16 protein-coding genes are annotated in these 16,407 nt (G+C 70.8%); 9 read left to right on the top strand and 7 right to left on the bottom strand.

What is annotated here, in order from left to right; all coding sequences use genetic code 11:
• The first annotated feature begins 447 nt into the window (after positions 1 to 447).
• A complete protein-coding gene (locus tag ACHFIV_RS17615) occupies positions 448 to 1,161 on the top strand; it encodes a LysE family translocator (protein ID WP_398969448.1) in 714 nt (237 codons plus the stop codon).
• A 73-nt stretch (positions 1,162 to 1,234) separates the two neighbouring features.
• Here ACHFIV_RS17615 and ACHFIV_RS17610 read toward each other — a convergent pair whose 3' ends face one another.
• From ACHFIV_RS17610 to ACHFIV_RS17595, 4 genes are all read right to left on the bottom strand, one after another.
• On the bottom strand, positions 1,235 to 1,912 hold the full coding sequence (locus ACHFIV_RS17610) for a DUF3618 domain-containing protein (protein WP_398969446.1): 678 nt from the start codon (positions 1,910 to 1,912) through the stop codon (positions 1,235 to 1,237).
• Positions 1,888 to 2,340: a phage holin family protein gene (locus tag ACHFIV_RS17605; RefSeq protein ID WP_398969444.1), complete on the bottom strand. Its 453-nt coding sequence runs from the start codon at positions 2,338 to 2,340 to the stop codon at positions 1,888 to 1,890. The genes ACHFIV_RS17610 and ACHFIV_RS17605 overlap by 25 nt, the downstream gene beginning before the upstream one ends.
• A gap of 3 nt (positions 2,341 to 2,343) precedes the next feature.
• A complete protein-coding gene (locus ACHFIV_RS17600) occupies positions 2,344 to 3,084 on the bottom strand; it encodes a hypothetical protein (protein WP_398969441.1) in 741 nt (246 codons plus the stop codon).
• Positions 3,085 to 3,846: 762 nt separating this feature from the next.
• A complete protein-coding gene (locus ACHFIV_RS17595; protein WP_398969439.1) occupies positions 3,847 to 5,172 on the bottom strand; it encodes an ROK family protein in 1,326 nt (441 codons plus the stop codon).
• 182 nt (positions 5,173 to 5,354) lie between these two features.
• Here ACHFIV_RS17595 and ACHFIV_RS17590 point away from each other — a divergent pair, with 182 nt between their 5' ends.
• From ACHFIV_RS17590 to ACHFIV_RS17575, 4 genes are read left to right on the top strand one after another with little or no spacing between them, the layout of a single operon-like run.
• A complete protein-coding gene (locus tag ACHFIV_RS17590; protein ID WP_398969437.1) occupies positions 5,355 to 6,671 on the top strand; it encodes an ABC transporter substrate-binding protein in 1,317 nt (438 codons plus the stop codon).
• Positions 6,672 to 6,685: 14 nt separating this feature from the next.
• Positions 6,686 to 7,681 carry a carbohydrate ABC transporter permease gene (locus ACHFIV_RS17585; RefSeq protein ID WP_398969434.1) on the top strand — a complete coding sequence of 332 codons (996 nt, stop codon included), beginning with the start codon at positions 6,686 to 6,688 and terminating at the stop codon, positions 7,679 to 7,681.
• Between the two features lie 28 nt (positions 7,682 to 7,709).
• Positions 7,710 to 8,549, top strand: a complete 840-nt coding sequence (locus tag ACHFIV_RS17580; protein ID WP_398969733.1) for a carbohydrate ABC transporter permease — start codon at positions 7,710 to 7,712, stop codon at positions 8,547 to 8,549.
• 57 nt (positions 8,550 to 8,606) lie between these two features.
• Positions 8,607 to 9,962 (top strand): GH1 family beta-glucosidase, encoded by a 1,356-nt coding sequence (locus ACHFIV_RS17575; RefSeq protein WP_398969431.1) that lies wholly within the window; start codon positions 8,607 to 8,609, stop codon positions 9,960 to 9,962.
• Positions 9,963 to 10,246: 284 nt separating this feature from the next.
• Here ACHFIV_RS17575 and ACHFIV_RS17570 read toward each other — a convergent pair whose 3' ends face one another.
• Positions 10,247 to 10,837, bottom strand: coding sequence for an isochorismatase family protein (locus ACHFIV_RS17570; RefSeq protein ID WP_398969428.1), 591 nt, complete (start codon positions 10,835 to 10,837; stop codon positions 10,247 to 10,249).
• A 147-nt stretch (positions 10,838 to 10,984) separates the two neighbouring features.
• On the opposite strand from ACHFIV_RS17570, the gene ACHFIV_RS17565 reads away from it, so the two are divergent.
• The gene (locus ACHFIV_RS17565) at positions 10,985 to 11,974 is read left to right on the top strand and encodes a GlxA family transcriptional regulator (protein WP_398969425.1); all 990 of its coding nucleotides are present in this window, start codon (positions 10,985 to 10,987) and stop codon (positions 11,972 to 11,974) included.
• 191 nt (positions 11,975 to 12,165) lie between these two features.
• Here ACHFIV_RS17565 and ACHFIV_RS17560 read toward each other — a convergent pair whose 3' ends face one another.
• Entirely contained in the window at positions 12,166 to 13,008 is an 843-nt protein-coding gene (locus ACHFIV_RS17560; protein WP_398969422.1) for a phosphotransferase, read from the bottom strand.
• Between the two features lie 250 nt (positions 13,009 to 13,258).
• Here ACHFIV_RS17560 and ACHFIV_RS17555 point away from each other — a divergent pair, with 250 nt between their 5' ends.
• From ACHFIV_RS17555 to ACHFIV_RS17545, 3 genes are all read left to right on the top strand, one after another.
• Positions 13,259 to 13,573: a glycosyltransferase gene (locus ACHFIV_RS17555; protein WP_398969419.1), complete on the top strand. Its 315-nt coding sequence runs from the start codon at positions 13,259 to 13,261 to the stop codon at positions 13,571 to 13,573.
• Between the two features lie 293 nt (positions 13,574 to 13,866).
• On the top strand, positions 13,867 to 14,478 hold the full coding sequence (locus tag ACHFIV_RS17550; RefSeq protein WP_398969417.1) for a dihydrofolate reductase family protein: 612 nt from the start codon (positions 13,867 to 13,869) through the stop codon (positions 14,476 to 14,478).
• 465 nt (positions 14,479 to 14,943) lie between these two features.
• A complete protein-coding gene (locus ACHFIV_RS17545) occupies positions 14,944 to 15,864 on the top strand; it encodes an AEC family transporter (RefSeq protein WP_398969414.1) in 921 nt (306 codons plus the stop codon).
• Positions 15,865 to 15,970: 106 nt separating this feature from the next.
• Here ACHFIV_RS17545 and ACHFIV_RS17540 read toward each other — a convergent pair whose 3' ends face one another.
• Complete coding sequence (locus tag ACHFIV_RS17540) at positions 15,971 to 16,342, bottom strand: winged helix-turn-helix transcriptional regulator (protein WP_398969411.1); 372 nt, start codon at positions 16,340 to 16,342, stop codon at positions 15,971 to 15,973.
• Between the last annotated feature and the right edge of the window lie 65 nt (positions 16,343 to 16,407).

Genomic DNA, 16,407 nt, shown 5'->3' with positions numbered 1-16,407 from the left:
GGCACACCGTGCAACGTTCCTGCGGGATTCCCGCCACCGCGGGCCCTGCTGACGCCGACTCATCCTTGTGGCCTGCACCGGCAGCCAGAACTCCAGACGCTACCCCGGAGCGACCAACGTCCCCCACACCGTCCTGGTGGACAGCGTCACTCCGTACACCTGCGTGCTGCCCCCTCGGAGCCGTCCCGGGCACAGCGTGGTTCCCGGGCCGGCCGCCCCGGCCCTCCTGTGACGGCTCCCGGTTCGGTCACCCTCCATCGGAGCGCGGCGTGCTCAACGAGCCCGAGCCTGTCGGGGAGTTCGTGCCGGCGATCCGCGGCGCGAGGCTGCGCGCTCGCTGTACCCCTCCATCCATCCACCCGATGCAGAGGACGACCGACGGCGAGGCATACCCGGGCCGGTGCCGGCGCACACGAAGGGGGAGCCGCCGAGACCGGGGAGGTCCTCATGGCCGTCAATCTGCTGGGTTTTCTGGGAGTGGTCCTGCTGGCGTACGCGGTACCGGGGCCGGACTTCCTTGTCATCGTGAGGGCAGCCGTCCGGAGGCGCTCCTTGGGCCGCGCCGCCGCCTTCGGCGCACAGGCCGGTCTGTGTGTGCACGTCGCCGCGGCGGTCGCGGGTCTCTCGGTGCTCGTCAGCCGGTCCGCGCTCGCCTTCACCGTGCTGAAGATCGCCGGGGCCGCTTACCTCATCCATCTGGGGGTGCGTACCCTGCTGGCGGCTCGCAGGAGGGACAGGGCACACCGGCGAGGTGAAGGGGACGGTGACGGTAGGCCAGATGTCCACCGCCGCGCCGCTGGGGGAGGAGGGGCCGGGGCGGCGTGCGTGGGCGCGGAGGATCGTACCGGGACCGGCCGCCAGGGATGGTGGCAAGCCTTCACCGAGGGGCTGCTGACCAATGTGCTCAACCCGAAGGCCTCGCTGTTCTTCCTGAGCGTCCTCCCGCAGTTCGTCGAGCACGACGGTGCCGGGGTCCGGGACCAGATCCTCCTCCTGGGGCTCCTCGACGTGGTCGTCGGCGTGGTGCTGTGGCTCGGCCTCGTCGCCGTGGCTGCCAGGCTCCAGTCCCAGATGGCTCGGCAGTCCTTCAGGCGCCGTTGGGACAGGGCGACCGGCTGGCTCTTCGTCGCCCTGGGCGTCGGGGTGGCAGCCGCCGACTAGCCGCCGGTCCGGTGGCCGCCGAGTGCGACGCCCCAAGCACGGCGAGGGCCGCGACGGTCGGACCTCTGGCGCCTCAGCCCCTCCCTGACCGCCCCCGCGCCTCCCGGGCAGCGTCCTGGCCGACCTCCCGCAGGCCGCTCGCGGCCTCCTGCCCGGAATCCCGGACCTGCTGTCCGGTGGCTTCGGCGGCATCCTGCGCCGTGCTCTTCACCGATTGCACGGCTTCCGTGGCCGGCCCGCGCATGCCTTCCTTGAGGTCCTGTGCCGCTTCCTGTGCTGTCTGTCTGGCCGGCTCGAGCAGTTGGTCGGAGTGCTCACGGAGCTGGGAGCCGACCCTCTCCTCGGCCTTCGAGGCCGGGATCAGCGCGGCGGCGAGCATCCCGGCGCCGAACGCGATGACTCCGGCGGCGAGAGGGCTGCCCTGCGTCTGCTCGGTCACCTGGCCCGGGACCTCCTGCACCGACTGACCGACCTGGTCGGCCGTGCGCCGGAGGGTGTCCCCGGCCTGTCCGGCGGCGTCACCCGCGCTTCCGGCGAGGCCACGCGCCTTCTGCCCGGGCCCTGCGCCCGCGCCGTCGGCGGCGCCCATGACGCGTTCCTTGATGCCGGTCAGGCGGCGCTGCGTGGCGTCCGCCTTGCGACGGGCCACCCTTCCCGGTGCCACCCTCTCCGCGAGGCGGTCGACGTCGTGCGACAACTGGGCCCGGGTGTCCTCCACCTCGGTCTTCAGTTCGTCCGGTTCCGTGCCCATCGGACATCCTCCTTCAGCGTCTCTGTGGTCCTTTCCGGCTTCACCCGCACCGCGCGCATACGTTTGCGCCCGATCACGAAGAGGGCGGCGCCCACCAGTGCCCAGAGGGCGGCCACGATGAGGGCGGCCCAGGCGAGGTCGACCAGGCGGGCCAGTCCGAAGACCGCTGCCAGGCTGCCCATGAGCAGCACCAGGTGTCCGGCGTATCCGGAGCCCGCGAGCATGCCCGCGGCCTTGCCCGCTCTGGTCGCCTCCTGCTTCATCTCGGCTTTCGCCAGATCGATCTCGCCGCGCACGAGCCGGGTGAGGTCGTCACTGATCTCGCCCACGAGTTCCCCGACGGACGGATCCGCCGAGGGGACCTGCGTGGAGCCGGTCGGGCCGGTGGTGTGCCGGGCGGTGGCGTTCCGGGAATAGGAGATGGCCACGGCTCAGCCCCCTTGCTGTCGCGGGTCCGGATTGGGGTACGGGTCCGTGACGGGGAGCGGCCCGGGTGGCGATATCGATCCGCCGTAGGACGGTGTGGGCTGCGGCGTCCCCTGGGAGTCGGGGAGTTCCGTCGCGCCGTAGCGCGGATCGCCGTCGGTCCCCACGGATCTGCCGCCGTCCCCGGCAGCCGTCGGCGGAAGGGTCGTTCGGTCGCCGGCCGTGCGGGACGACGCCCCGTCGTTCGCGGACTTGACCCCCTTGCCCAGGCGCGCCGTCGCGAAGCCGGCCAGTGCGGCGCCCGCCAGGAACGTGCCCGGGTGACGGCGCGCGAAGTCCTGGAGGTCGCTGACGAGTCCTTGTGGGCCCCGGTCCTCCAGCCTGGCCGCCGCGTCGTGACCGCGGTCGGCGACCCTCCTCACCGCGTTCGTGGCCGGTGAACCGTCCCTGCCGCTGTTTCCCATGTCGCTGAGATCGTCCGCGAGCCGGCGGACGTTCTCAGCCAGGCGCTGTGTCTGGGTCCGCGCCTGATCCTGTAGTTGCTCCTGCAACTCGCCCGCGACGTCCCGGGCCCGGGACGAGGCTTCACCTGCCACGTCGCCCGCGCGCTGTCTGGCGGTCCCGGCGGCGTCGGCCGCCTTCTCACCCACCAGCCCGACGCCCTCGCCGGCCTTTTCCTGCGCCGTCTGCTTCACGGCCGTCGCTCTGTCGTTGTCCGGACGGTTCGCACCGCTGAAGTCACTCAACGTTCCTCCTCGGTCGTCCTGTGCGGAGAGACGTACGCCTTCCCCATTCCTGGCGCACTATCATCAAGCATGACAAGCCCTGTGAAATGTGCCAAGTCGCCTTCCGCAGGCCTGAAGAACGTCGACGAGTTGTTGCGGATGCAATCGTTCTGAGGGGTCAGGAGCCTTCGGCGGGACTGCGAGGCCCGAGTCCGGTACGTGGCTCCACAGCCTCGGCGCGCCGGGGAGGGGCGGGTGTGCGCCGGCCTGATGAACTCCCGTCGGGACGCGGGCGTGAGGCCATGTCTGCCGCCTCTGTGTCCGCACGGGCCCGGCCGGGCGCCGGAGCCGGCACCTGGCGCGGCCACAGGCGCGCCGTGGCGGCTTCCCCTCGGCGGAGCCCCCGCGCCCCACGCCGCCCGGGCACTGCCATGGCGCCCAGGCATCGGAGAAAGGCCCGGGCACCGTCCGGCAACGGCACCGACCGGCGCACGATCCACGCGACCACGCGGGGCAGCGGGGGACATCGACAACGATCGACGCCCCGGCCGCGGCCGGCACGTACGTCTGCAGCCGGCGGCCCGGGGCACGGTGTGGGGCTACTCGCTCGACGAGTCCTGCGTCCACGGCTGACCGGTGCGAAGCAGGCCGTGCAGGCCGTACCGAGGGCAGGGTCCGACCGCCACGGGGCGGCCGGACCCTGCCCGCACGCGTACGGGCCGGGGCCGCCCCGAGGCCGGACCGGGGCCGGCTGCGCGGGCGTCCTCGGCCCGTCACCTCACCTCATCGGTGCGCGGCCCGGTCCTGCAGAGTCGTCTGCCACACCGGGCCCTGCTCCTGGGGGCCCGCCTCCTCCTGCCGGCCTCCGCGCTCGAAGAAGTCGGCGAGCGGCAGGGCGGCGGCCCCCACGGTGACGGCGTCCGGTCCCAGGGTGCCGAGGCCGATGTGCACATGGGCGGCCGGATAGGCGAGGGCGTAGGAGGTCGCGTGGGCCCTCACCGAGTCCAGGAAACGCGTGCCGAGCTGGAGCCCCGCCCAGCCGCCGACGAGGATGCGTTCAGGCTGGAAGAGGTTGATCAGGTCGGAGAAGCCCGCACCGAGGTACTCCGCGGTCTCCTCCAGGACGGCCAGGGCCGTGGCGTCGGAGTCCGGCCCGGCACCGTCGCCCTGTCCGGCCGGATAGGCCGCGGCCAGCATGGCCGTGAGCGCGGTCTCCTCGTCGACGTCCGCGAGGGGCTCCCCGCCCGCCTCCCGCCAGCGCTCCAGGAGCGCCTCCGCGCCCGCGTAGGCCTCCAGGCAGCCCAGCGCGCCGCATCGGCAGCGCCGGCCGCGCACCCGCACGGTCAGGTGTCCCCACTCGACGGCCCGTCCCGGGCTCATGTCGTCGGTGACCACGCACGCGCCCACACCGGAGCCGAACAGCACCACCACGGCGCTCTGCGCCCCACGTCCGGCGCCGAACCACATCTCGGCCTGGCCGAGCGTCTTGGCACCGTTGTCGATGTAGTACTGCACGTTCGCGGGGAGTGGCACCGACTCGCGCAGCAGGCGCTCCAGTGGCACCGCGTCCCAGCCGATGGTCTGGCCGTGCACGACCGCGCCGTGCTCGGGCCCCCCGGAGACGATGCCCGGCACACCGACCCCGACTCCCAGGAGCCGGTGGGCCGCGATCCCCGCCCGGTCCAGGACCTCGGTGATGCCCGCCCGCACATGGCCCACCACGACGCCGACGTCGTAGCGGTCGACGCGCCGGGGACCGTCGAGCGACAGGGGTTTCTCGACACGGGCGAGCTCGGTGAGGGCGAGGTCGAAGAGCTCGACCCTCACCCGGGTCTCGCCGATGTCGACGCCGATCATGTAGCGGCTCTGTGGCCGGATACGCAGAAGGGTCCGGGGGCGCCCGCCCGCGGAGTCGACGCTGCCGGCCTCCTCGACCAGCTCCTCGGCGACCAGTTCGGCCACCACGTTGCTCACGGAGCCGGAACTCAGACCGGTCAGCGGGCCGAGCGAAAATCGGCTCAACGGGCCATCGAAATACAAACGTTGCAATACGGCGGTGCGGTTCTCGCGCCGCAGGTCACGCACCGTTCGGCCGCTGCGTACTTTCACCCTGCCCCCTCTTCTTGAAGCTCACCTCTGCAACATACCGCCGTGGCCCCCCTTGACGCGACCTTCACTTGGGGTTTAACTCACACCCTAAATTAAGCCGTGTGGGTTTGAGGTCGCTCTCAGGACGTCGCCCCGACCCGTCTGCGGCGGACATTCGTCACTTCTGAAAGGCCCCTGGAGTCATGCGCAGAATCCGAGCCGCGGCCGTCGGCGCCGTCACCCTCTCGCTCGTACTCACCGCGGCTGCCTGCGGCGGTGGGTCGTCCGGGTCGGGCGGTTCCAACGAGCAGCCGAAGACGCTCACCTACTGGGCCTCGAACCAGGGCGCCAGCATCGAGGTCGACAAGAAGGTCCTGCAGCCCGAACTCGACAAGTTCGAGAAGGAGACAGGCATCAAGGTCAAGCTGGAGGTGGTGCCCTGGGGTGATCTGCTGAACCGCATCCTCACCGCCACCACCTCCGGGCAGGGGCCGGACGTCCTGAACATCGGCAACACCTGGAGCGCCTCGCTGCAGGCCACGGGTGCGCTGCTGCCCTGGGACGAGAAGAACTTCGAGGCGATAGGCGGAAGGGACCGCTTCGTCGAGTCCGCCCTCGGCTCGACCGGAGTGCGGGGCGAGGAGCCGGCGGCCGTGCCGCTGTACTCCATGGCCTATGCCCTGTACTACAACAAGCAGATGTTCGCCGACGCCGGCATCCAGAAGCCGCCCACGACATGGGCCGAGGTGGCCGAGGCGGGGAAGAAGCTGTCGAAGGACGGCAAATGGGGGCTGGGAGCGGAGGGCTCCAACCTCTCCAACAACATCCACCAGGTCTTCGTCCTCGCGAAGCAGCACGGGGCCGACTTCTTCACCGCCGACGGCAAGGCCGACTTCACGTCCGAGGGAGCGGTGGCGGCCGTCAAGCAGTACGTCGACCTGATGGCCAAGGACAAGATCATCGCCCCCGGCAACGCCGAGTACGCGCAGAACCAGTCCCTGAGCGACTTCGCCAAGGACAAGACAGCCATGGTGCTGTGGCAGACGGCGGCGGCCACGTTCGAGGCCCAGGGTATGAAGAAGGACGAATGGGGTGTCGTGCCCGCCCCGGTCCAGTCGGGGAAGCCCGGTACGGGCAAGGGCACGAACTCCATGGTGGCCGGCATCAACATGGCCGTCTTCAACAACACCAAGAACGTCGACGGCGCCAAGAAGTTCGTGAAGTTCATGACCAGCGACGAGGAGCAGAAGGTCCTGAACAAGGCCTACGGCTCCATCCCGCCGGTCAAGGCCGCCCAGGAGGACGACGCCTTCAACACCTTCGCCCTGTCTCCCCTGCGGGAGACCCTCGCCACCAGCGCCACCGCCCTGCCCCAGGTGCCCGAGGAGTCGCAGTTCGAGACCGTCGTCGGCACGGCGGTCAAGGAACTCTTCGCCGACGCGGCCGCCGGACGCCCGGTGACGACCGCGTCGGTCAAGGCGAAGCTCGAAAAGGCCCAGCAGCAGATGCCCAAGAAGTGAGTACGGACACCACCATGACCACGACCGCCGCCCCCGTAACCGGCGAGCGGACAGCAGAGAAGAACGACCCCGGAGCGGCGCCGCGCAGACGCCGCTCCGGGCGGCTGCGCAAGATCGGCCTGCCCTACCTGCTGCTGCTCCCCGCCCTGCTCCTCGAGCTGCTGGTCCACCTGGTGCCCATGATCATCGGCATCGTCGTCAGCTTCCGGCAGCTCACCCAGTTCTACATCCGGGACTGGGCCACCGCGCCGTGGGCCGGACTCGACAACTACGCCCTCTCGGTCGACTTCGACGCCCCGGTGGGCGAGGCGCTGGTGCAGTCGTTCCTTACCACGTGCCTGTTCACCCTGCTGTCGGTGAGTCTGTGCTGGTTCCTCGGTACCGCCGCCGCGGTCTTCATGCAGGAGACCTTCCGGGGCAGGGGCTTCCTTCGCACGCTCTTCCTCGTGCCGTACGCCCTGCCCGTGTACGCCGCCGTCATCACCTGGGCGTTCATGTTCCAGCGTGACAACGGCATCATCAACCACGTCGTCCACGACCAGCTCGGCCTCACGGACAGCCCGCCGTTCTGGCTCATCGGCGACAACGCCTTCGTCACGCTGCTCGTCGTCTCGGTGTGGAAGGGCTGGCCCTTCGCCTTCCTCATCATGATGGCCGGCCTCCAGAACATCCCCCGGGACGTCTACGAGGCGGCAGCGCTGGACGGCGCCGGCGTGTGGCAGCAGATCCGCCGCATCACCCTGCCGTCACTGAGGCCGGTCAACCAGGTCCTCGTACTCGTGCTGTTCCTGTGGACCTTCAACGACTTCAACACGCCGTTCGTCCTCTTCGGCAAGGCGGCACCGGCATCGGCGGACCTGATCTCCATCCACATCTACCAGTCGTCCTTCCAGACCTGGAACTTCGGTACGGGCTCCGCGATGTCGGTCCTGCTGCTGCTGTTCCTGCTCGTCGTGACCGGCCTCTACCTCCTGTTCACGTCCCGAGGAAAGCAGGCCACCGATGCCTAGGACCGCACAGCGCACGACCCCTTCGCCGATGGCGCCCCCGCAGTCGTTCCTGTGGGCGCGCCGGGTCTTCCTGACGCTTCTCACCGTCTTCGTGGTGCTGCCGGTGTTCGTCATGGTCACCAGCTCCCTCAAGCCGCTGGAGGACGTGACCGGGAAGTTCCAGTGGGTCCCCTCGGGCCTGACCATCAGCCCCTACTTCGACATCTGGGACACCGTTCCCCTCGCCGACTACTTCATGAACTCCCTGATCGTCGCCGGGGCGGCGACCGTCTGCTCCGTGGTGATCGCGGTGTTCGCGGCCTACGCGGTCAGCCGCTACAACTTCCGCGGCAAGCGCGTGTTCACGGTGACCGTCCTGTCGACGCAGATGTTCCCCGGCATCCTCTTCCTGCTGCCGCTGTTCCTCATCTACGTGAACATCGGCAACGCCACCGGTATCGCCCTGTTCGGGTCGCGGGCCGGCCTCATCATCACGTACCTCACCTTCTCGCTCCCCTTCTCCATCTGGATGCTGATCGGGTACTTCGACTCGGTGCCCAGGGATCTGGACGAGGCGGCCAAGGTGGACGGCTGCGGACCGCTCGGCGCGCTGTTCCGGGTCATCGTCCCCGCCGCGATCCCCGGCATCGTCGCCGTCGCCGTCTACGCGTTCATGACGGCCTGGGGCGAGGTGCTCTTCGCCTCCGTCATGACCAACGACACCACCCGCACCCTCGCCGTCGGCCTGCAGGGCTACTCCACGCAGAACGACGTCTACTGGAACCAGGTCATGGCCGCCTCCCTCGTGGTGAGCCTCCCCGTCGTCGCCGGGTTCCTGCTCCTCCAGCGGTACCTCGTCACCGGCCTCACCGCCGGCGCCGTCAAGTAGCCGCCCCACCCACCGCTCCGCCCCTCCCTTACTGCCCGACTTCTGCGAGGTAGCCCTGTGTCCGCATCGATCGATCTCGCCGCCTTCCCCCCGGACTTCGTCTGGGGCACCGCCACGGCCGCCTACCAGATCGAGGGCGGCGTCGCCGAGGACGGCAGGTCCCCCTCGATCTGGGACACCTTCTCCCACACCCCGGGAAAGGTCGCCAACGGTGACCACGGCGACGAGGCCTGCGACCACTACCACCGGTGGCCCGAGGACGTCGCCCTGATGAAGCGGCTGGGCGCCGACTCGTACCGCATGTCGACGGCCTGGCCCCGCGTCGTGCCGGGCGGTGACGGGCCGGTCAACGCTCCGGGGCTCGACTTCTACGACCGGCTGGTGGACGCGCTCCTGGACGCCGGCATCACGCCCAACATCACCCTCTACCACTGGGACCTTCCCCAGGCACTCCAGGACCGGGGAGGGTGGACCGAGCGTGAGACGGCCGAACACCTCGCCGCCTACGCGACCGTCGTGGCCGGACGGCTGGGGGACCGGGTCACCCGGTGGGGCACCCTGAACGAACCCCTGTGCTCCGGATGGATCGGGCACCTGGAAGGCCGGATGGCCCCCGGCCTGACCGACCTGACCGCGGCGGTCAGGGCCTCCTACCACCTGCTGCTCGGCCACGGACTCGCCGCCCAGGCGATCCGGGCCGTGGTACCGGGGGCGCAGGTGGGGCTCGTGACCAACCACTCCACGGTGGAGGCCGCGTCGTCCGGCCCCGAGGACCTGGCGGCGGCCGTACGCATGGACGGCCACACCAACCGCTGGTGGCTCGACCCCGTGTACGGCCGGGGCTTCCCCGCGGACATGCGGGAGCTGTACGGAGTCGATCTGCCCGAACGCGCGGGCGACCTGGAGACCATCGCCGGCCCCCTGGACTGGCACGGGCTCAACTACTACTTCCCGGTCACTGTCGCCGACGACCCCGAGGGCCCCGTCCCTCACGCCCGGGAGGTCCGGCTGCCGGACGTGCCGCGCACCGGCATGGACTGGCAGATCGACGCCGGTGGCCTCGAAGCGCTGCTCATGCGCCTGACCGACGACTACGGAGCAGGACGCCTCTACGTCACCGAGAACGGATCCGCGTTCCCCGACACCCCCGGCCCCGACGGAACGGTGCACGACCCCGAGCGGATCCGCTACCTGGAGCAGCACCTGGCAGCGTGCGCCAGGGCCGTCCGGAAGGGAGCACCCCTCGCCGGGTACTACGCCTGGTCGCTGCTGGACAACTTCGAGTGGGCCTACGGCTACGACAAGCGCTTCGGGCTCGTTCATGTCGACTACCCGACGCAGACACGCACCATCAAGAGCAGTGGTCACCGGTACGCGGACATCATCCGCACGCACCGTCGGGCCGGTTCCTGAGAGCACTCCCCAGCACCCATGCCTCCGCGTGCCCCCCCCACCCCTGCCACCGGCCGTTCCGCCTGTGTCAGGGGTGCGGGCGCACCCGCGCATCACGACGCCGGCATTCCGGACCACCGCGCGGCAGGCCCCGACGCGGCGGATTCCACCGGTCCGAACGGCTTCCGGCCGTTCCGGCGGCCCCTGCGACCCCGGAGCGGGGCCGGGGGAGCGGCGCACGCTCGCGAGCCCCCGGCCTCCCACCGGCCCGGCTCGCGGGCCGCGTGCCAGGCCTGGCCGAGCCCTCAAGCGATGTCCGTCTGTGAGGGGACGACGACCCCGAACAGGTCGGCGACGGTGGCGAGGGCGCCGTAGTGCACCTGGCGGGCGTCCAGCTCAGTGCCGGCGACCGTCAGCGCGCGCGTGGCACTGGCGTCCGCCACGACGGTGGGACGGTTGCCGCGCAGGAAGGCCCCCTGGGCTGTGGACGCCACACACATGTGCGTCATGAATCCGGCGATGACCAGGTCGCTGTGGCCGGTTGCGTCGATGTGCCCGCCGAGACCGGTCCCGGCGAAGGCGTCCGGCGTCTCCTTGACGACGACGGGCTCACCGTCGACCGGCGCGACGCGAGGATGGATCTGACCGATCACGGCCCGGATGCCGTACGGGGTGCCCTCGCCCCCGTCGTTGATGACGTGGACGACCTTCGTCCCCACCCGGCGGGCGCGGGCCAGCAGGAGGGCGGCGGCGTCGAGCGCGGCCTGCCAGCCGTCCAGTTCCATCACACCGGTCGTGTAGGTGTTCTGGTAGTCGATGAGGACGAGAGTGGACCGGTCGAGGCGCGCGGGGGTGTCGTCGAGGCCGTTGAGCCGGCGCAGCGTCGTTCTTGGCATGGGAAACCGCCTGAGGGTCGCGTGTCGAAAGGAGCAGCTCACCACTGCGGTGACCTGCGCCAACGACGCTATGACCTGGCACAGGGTGTCGGCAATGTCATCTAACATGCAGATGCGGACATCGACGTCGCCTGCCGGGGGAGCCTGATGAGCACCGTCACACGCCTGATCGTCGTCGTGCTCTTCGAGCGTGTCGACCTGCTCGATGTCACAGGGCCACCGGAGGTGTTCTCCCTCGCACGACGCGAATCCGACGAAGCGGCGGCCTACGAGGTGGTCCTCGCCGCCGAGACCATGGATCCGGTCACCACCGGCGCCGGGGTACGCGTCCTCCCCGACGTGACCTTCGACGGCCTGTCCACGAGGAGCATCGACACCCTCATCGTGCCGGGCGCGGTCGAGGTCGACCGCGATCGCCGCGTCCACCCGCTCACCGACCCCCGTGTGGTGGCGCGGGTGAGGCAACTCGCCGACCGCACCAGGAGGGTCACCTCCGTCTGCGTCGGAGCGCACATCCTGGCGGCCGCCGGACTCCTCGACGGCAGACGTGCCACCACCCACTGGTCGACCGCCCAGCAGCTCGCCGCCGACCACCCGGAGGTCGAGGTCGACGCCGATCCGATCTTCATCCGGGAAGGCGACGTGTGGACCGGCGCGGGAATCAGCGCCTGCCTCGATCTGTCACTCGCCCTCGTCTCCGACGACCTCGGCGAAGCCGTCGCGTTGAGTGTGGCCCGGCAGCTCGTGATGTATCTGAAACGGCCGAGCGGACAGAGCCAGTTCAGTGTCCCCCTGCGGCAGGTGTCACGGACCCGGCGGATCGAAGACCTCCGCCACCACATCATGCGCAACATCGGCGCGCCCCTCACGGTCGCCGACCTCGCCGCGCACGCCCACGTCAGCGACCGGCAGCTCACCCGTATCTTCAAGACCGAACTGGGTGTGACCCCGCACGTCTACATCGAATCGGCCCGCGTCGAAGTGGCACGCAGTCATCTCGAGTCCACCGACGCCACCCTCGAACGCGTCGCGTCCACGTGCGGATTCGGCACCGTGGACACCCTGGTCAGGGCGTTCCGCCGCAGACTCGACACGACACCGACGGAGTACCGGCGCCGGTTCCGGGCCGGCCGGTGACGAGCGCACGGACCCGGCGGGCACACTCGTGAACCGGTCGTCCGAAAGGGAGCTGACGGAGCGGCGGCGCCACACCTGCCGCTCCCGGCGGTCGGCGCCACCCTCCCGTAGTCGGCAAAATCCGTGCGCGCACGCCTCCGCGAAGGCTGCCGGGCCGAACCCCGTTCGCGGGCGTCGCGTCCCGGCGGCCGTCAGACCGGCCCGCAGCGGTCGAGTGCGGCGCGAACCAGGTCGAGCCCTTCCCGTCTCCAGCGTTCCCGGTCGGGCATCTGGTCGTCCCGGCGCCAGCGCCAGGCCGAGAACATCGCCCAGTTCAGGGCGCGGCACCGGTCCGTCAGGCCGATGTCAGCCCCCGCGTAGTGCTGTGCCACGTCCTCGGGCGCATGGGCGAGGTCGAACTCCACCGGCCCACGGCAGCACGTCGCGAGGTCCACGAAGAGCGGCCCCTTCCGCGTGCTGATGAGGTTGCCCGGATGCGGCTCGCCGTGCAGGAGCTGGTCGCCGGCTCGATCGGCGCTGATCGTGGCGCTCAGACCACCGAGCGTGCCGCTGAGGAACTCCCGGTCGGCGTCGGACAGCTCGGGGGTCCGCTCCCGGTCCCCTACCGCTCTCAGCGCCCCGGCGACCCGGTCGGTGAAGTGCGGTGCGTCCAGCTCGATCCGGCGCAGGGCGGCATGGTGCCGCATGAGCACGTCCGCGTAGTCGGCCGGAGCGATCTCCGGGCCCACAGGTTCGTGGTAGGTCCAGAGCGAGACGGCGAACGCGTCACGCACATGGACCCGGGGGGCGACCCGGGGATCGAGCTCGGCCACCGGAGCGCCGACGTCCGCCAGACGGCGGGCCACCTCCACCTCGATCCGGGAGTCGGTCATATGGCCCGAAGGCGCGACCCGGGCAAGGACGTCACAGGGGCTCAGGCGCAGAGCGACGCGGTCCGAGTTGTTGACGACACACACGTCGTCGACCTGAAGGCCCAGAGCCGAAGCGGTCGCCCGTCCCGCCGCGACCGCGCGACGGAGTTCTGACGGCTCCACACGTCCTCCCTCGTAGTGGGAACACCTGACACGCCCGGGAGCAGGAGCTCCCGCTCCGATGCCGCCCGCCCGTGCGCGGCCGGACCGGGACGGGGCGGGAGGCACCGTCACCCGGAACCCCCGCCGCGAGGGTGCCCCCGGGTGCGCGACGGCAGCCTCGCCGGTATCCGTCGCAGCGTACGGGACGCACCGGAAGGCCTGTCATCATGTGCCTGTCACACCGCCGACTTCGCGAGGAGCCCTACCACTCATGCGCATGCGCCGTCTCACCACCGTCACCCTGGCAGCCGCACTCGGCTGCGCCGGGGCGCTCGCCACCGGCCCGACTGCCGGTGCCTCGGCCCAGCTCGGATGCCAGTACAAGGTCGTGTGGCCGACCGCCGGGGTGTACGAGAACCCGAACCCGAACAGCGCCGTGGTCAAGACCAAGTACGCCGGGGACATCGTCGGCGCGTCGACGTGCGAGGGCGCGTCCTACAACGAGTACGGCTACGTGCTGGTCACCACGGATGCGGCAGCGGACCGACGGGGCTGGATACGGGAGGGAGCGGTCGTCCCCCTCTGACCCATCCCTCACGGCCCCTGCCACCCGGGCCCCCCTCCGGGCGGGTAGCTCGCGCACGGAGGTACGAGCCACAGGCCAGGGCTGCGGGGGCCGGGACGCGTGCCGGCCCCCGCAGCGGGAACCTGGCGCCGACTGTCTTGGCGCATCGGCCCCCGGGCCGGGCCGCGACGCCACCGAGGACGTGCCGACCGATGAGTTCTCGCGCCCCCCGAAGTCCATCTAGCGGGGATGATTCCGTCTCCACACCCAGCAGGTGCGATCGGCCTCCGAGGCCGAAGAGAGAACGGTGCGCGATGAAGCTCGTAGTGCAGGAGTTCCTGACGCTCGACGGTGTCTCCCAGGGCCCCGGGGCCGCGGACGAGGACACCAGCGGCGGGTTCGAGCGGGGTGGCTGGTTCGTGCCACACCTGGACGAGGAGTTCAACCAGCTGGCCGGCACCTGGCTCGGCGAGGCGGACGCGCTGCTGTTCGGTCGCCGCACCTATCAGAACTTCGCGCGGGACTGGCCGAAGATGACCGACCACCCCTTCGCCGCGATCATGAACGGCCTGCCGAAGTTCGTGGCCTCGGACAGCCTGACCGAGGCCGGGTGGAACCCGACCACCATCCTGTCCGGGGACGTTCCCGCCGAGGTCGCCGAACTGAAGCGGCGGCCCGGCCGTGAACTGCAGGTCCATGGCAGCGCCCAGCTCTCCCAGTCCCTGCTGGCCGCGGGGCTCGTCGACACGCTGCGGCTCGTGATCGCCCCGGTCGTGGTGGGCCAGGGCCGACGGCTTCTCCCGGAAGGGGGCGCACCGGCCGGTCTGCGGCTCGCCGCCCATCAGGTGACACCGGGTGGCCTCTCGGTGCACACGTACGAGACGACGGGCCTCCCGGAGTTCGGCACCTACGGGGCCGACGCCTAGGCCGCCGGTCCCTGACCCGGCCGGGCGGCACCACGACCGGGGGAGCAGGGCCCGCTGCGCCCTCGGTACCGGACGCACCCCCTCCTGGGCCTCCCGTCCCCGGCTCGGGGGAGGGGAAGAGCCGCTGACGGGGCCCGGCCGGGCTGGAGTCCAGGCCGGGTCACCGGCATGTCCGGCGAGGTCTCACGGCGTGGCGGCAGCAGCCTCCCGCGGCGGGCCGGCGTGGACGCCGGCCCCCGTGCATGCTGAACCGAGGTGGTGGCCCGCACCCGCCGGCCGGCCACGGGTACGACCGGGGCGGCGAGAACGCCCCCGCGAAGTGACCGTAGGCTGAGTCCTGGTCAACGCGTCGTGGCGCGGACTCCCGGTACGGATCGGGGGCAGTGGCCGGGGAACCCCACTCCCTGCGGTTCCTCGCTGCCTGCCCCGGGCCCCGGTCGCGCACGGTTCATCAGCAAGGAAGTCATGCAGGGAGTTCTCACCGGGTTCGCGGTGATCGCCGTGGTCATAGGCGTCGGCTACGTCCTGGGACGCCGTGGGCATCTGGGGGAGGACGGCCGGACCGTCCTGACGCGCCTCGCGTTCAACGTGGCGACGCCCGCACTGCTCTTCACCACCTTGGCGGGCGCGGACCTCTCGGTCGTCTTCTCCCAGCGGCTCCTCGTCACCGCCGCCGCGGCGGCGGCCGCAGCGGCCCTCTTCCTCGCCGTGGGACTCCTCCGGGGCTGGGACACCGGGCAGCTCACCATCGGGGCGCTGTGCTCCAGCTACGTCAACGCCGGCAACCTCGGTATCCCGATCACCGTCTACGTCCTGGGAGACGCCTCCCTCGTCGCCCCCGTCCTGCTCTTCCAGCAGATCGTGGTCACCCCGCTGGCACTGACCGTCCTCGACCTCAGTCGCCCGGGCGAGCCCCGCCCTCTGTGGCAGCGCCTGACCACACCGCTCCGCAATCCGATGGCCGTCGGCTCGCTGACGGGCGTGACCGTGGCCGCCACCGGATGGGACATTCCGTCGCCTGCCCTCGAACCCCTCACGCTCATCGGCAACATGTCCGTGCCCGCGGTGCTTCTGGCCTTCGGTATATCCCTGCGCGGCAGCGGTATACCGGCACGCGGTGACAGCCGGCCCGCGATCGCCCTCTCCGCCGCGCTCAAGACGACCGTGCAGCCCCTGGTCGCCTGGGCCGTGGGCGCGGGCCTGTTCCACCTGCACGGCGCCGCCCTGCTCGACGTCGTGGTGATCTCGGCCCTGCCCGCCGCCCAGAACCTCCACACCTACGCGTCGCAGTACGGCGTCGCCGAACGACTCGCCAGGGAATCCATCCTGTTGTCCACCCTCGTATCGATTCCCGCCCTGATCACCGTCGCCGCTCTCCTGGGGTAGGCCGCAGCGGGGGCGTCGACCACGCGGGGCAGCGGCTCGGCGACTCCGTGCCCGCGGTGCCTCGGCGAGCGGGGAGCGGGTCACCGAGCCGCACGCGAGACCGTGCTCAGTCGTGCGAGGGCCGGGCGACATCGACCACGGCGGACCCTTCGCGACGCATCCGCTCGTCCCCCCAGGCGCCGAGCGGCCCGAGCGCCTGGTTGAGTGTCCGCCCGTACCCGGTCAGCGAGTACTCCACCCGGGGCGGCACCTGGGCGTAGACCTTCCGGTGCACGAGGCCGTCCTCCTCCATCTCCCTCAGGTGCTGGGTCAGCATCTTCTCGCTCACCCCCGGCAGACCACGGCGCAGCTCGGCGAAGCGACGTACGCCACGTTCCTCCAGTTCCCAGAGGATCAGCCCTTTCCACTTGCCGCTCAGTACGTCGAGCGCGGCGTCGACGCCGCAGATGTACGGCCCGCGTCTCGGTGCCCTCGTCATCAGTAGCCCCCTTACGAATAGGTAAGTACCGAAGAAGATAGTGGGTACTTCCCGGATGAGCAGGG

The organism is Streptomyces sp. ALB3 (assembly GCF_044385685.1).
Lineage (GTDB): Bacteria > Actinomycetota > Actinomycetes > Streptomycetales > Streptomycetaceae > Streptomyces.
The sequence above is the reverse complement of the archived record's forward strand: the minus strand, read 5'-3'. Positions and strand labels throughout refer to the sequence as shown.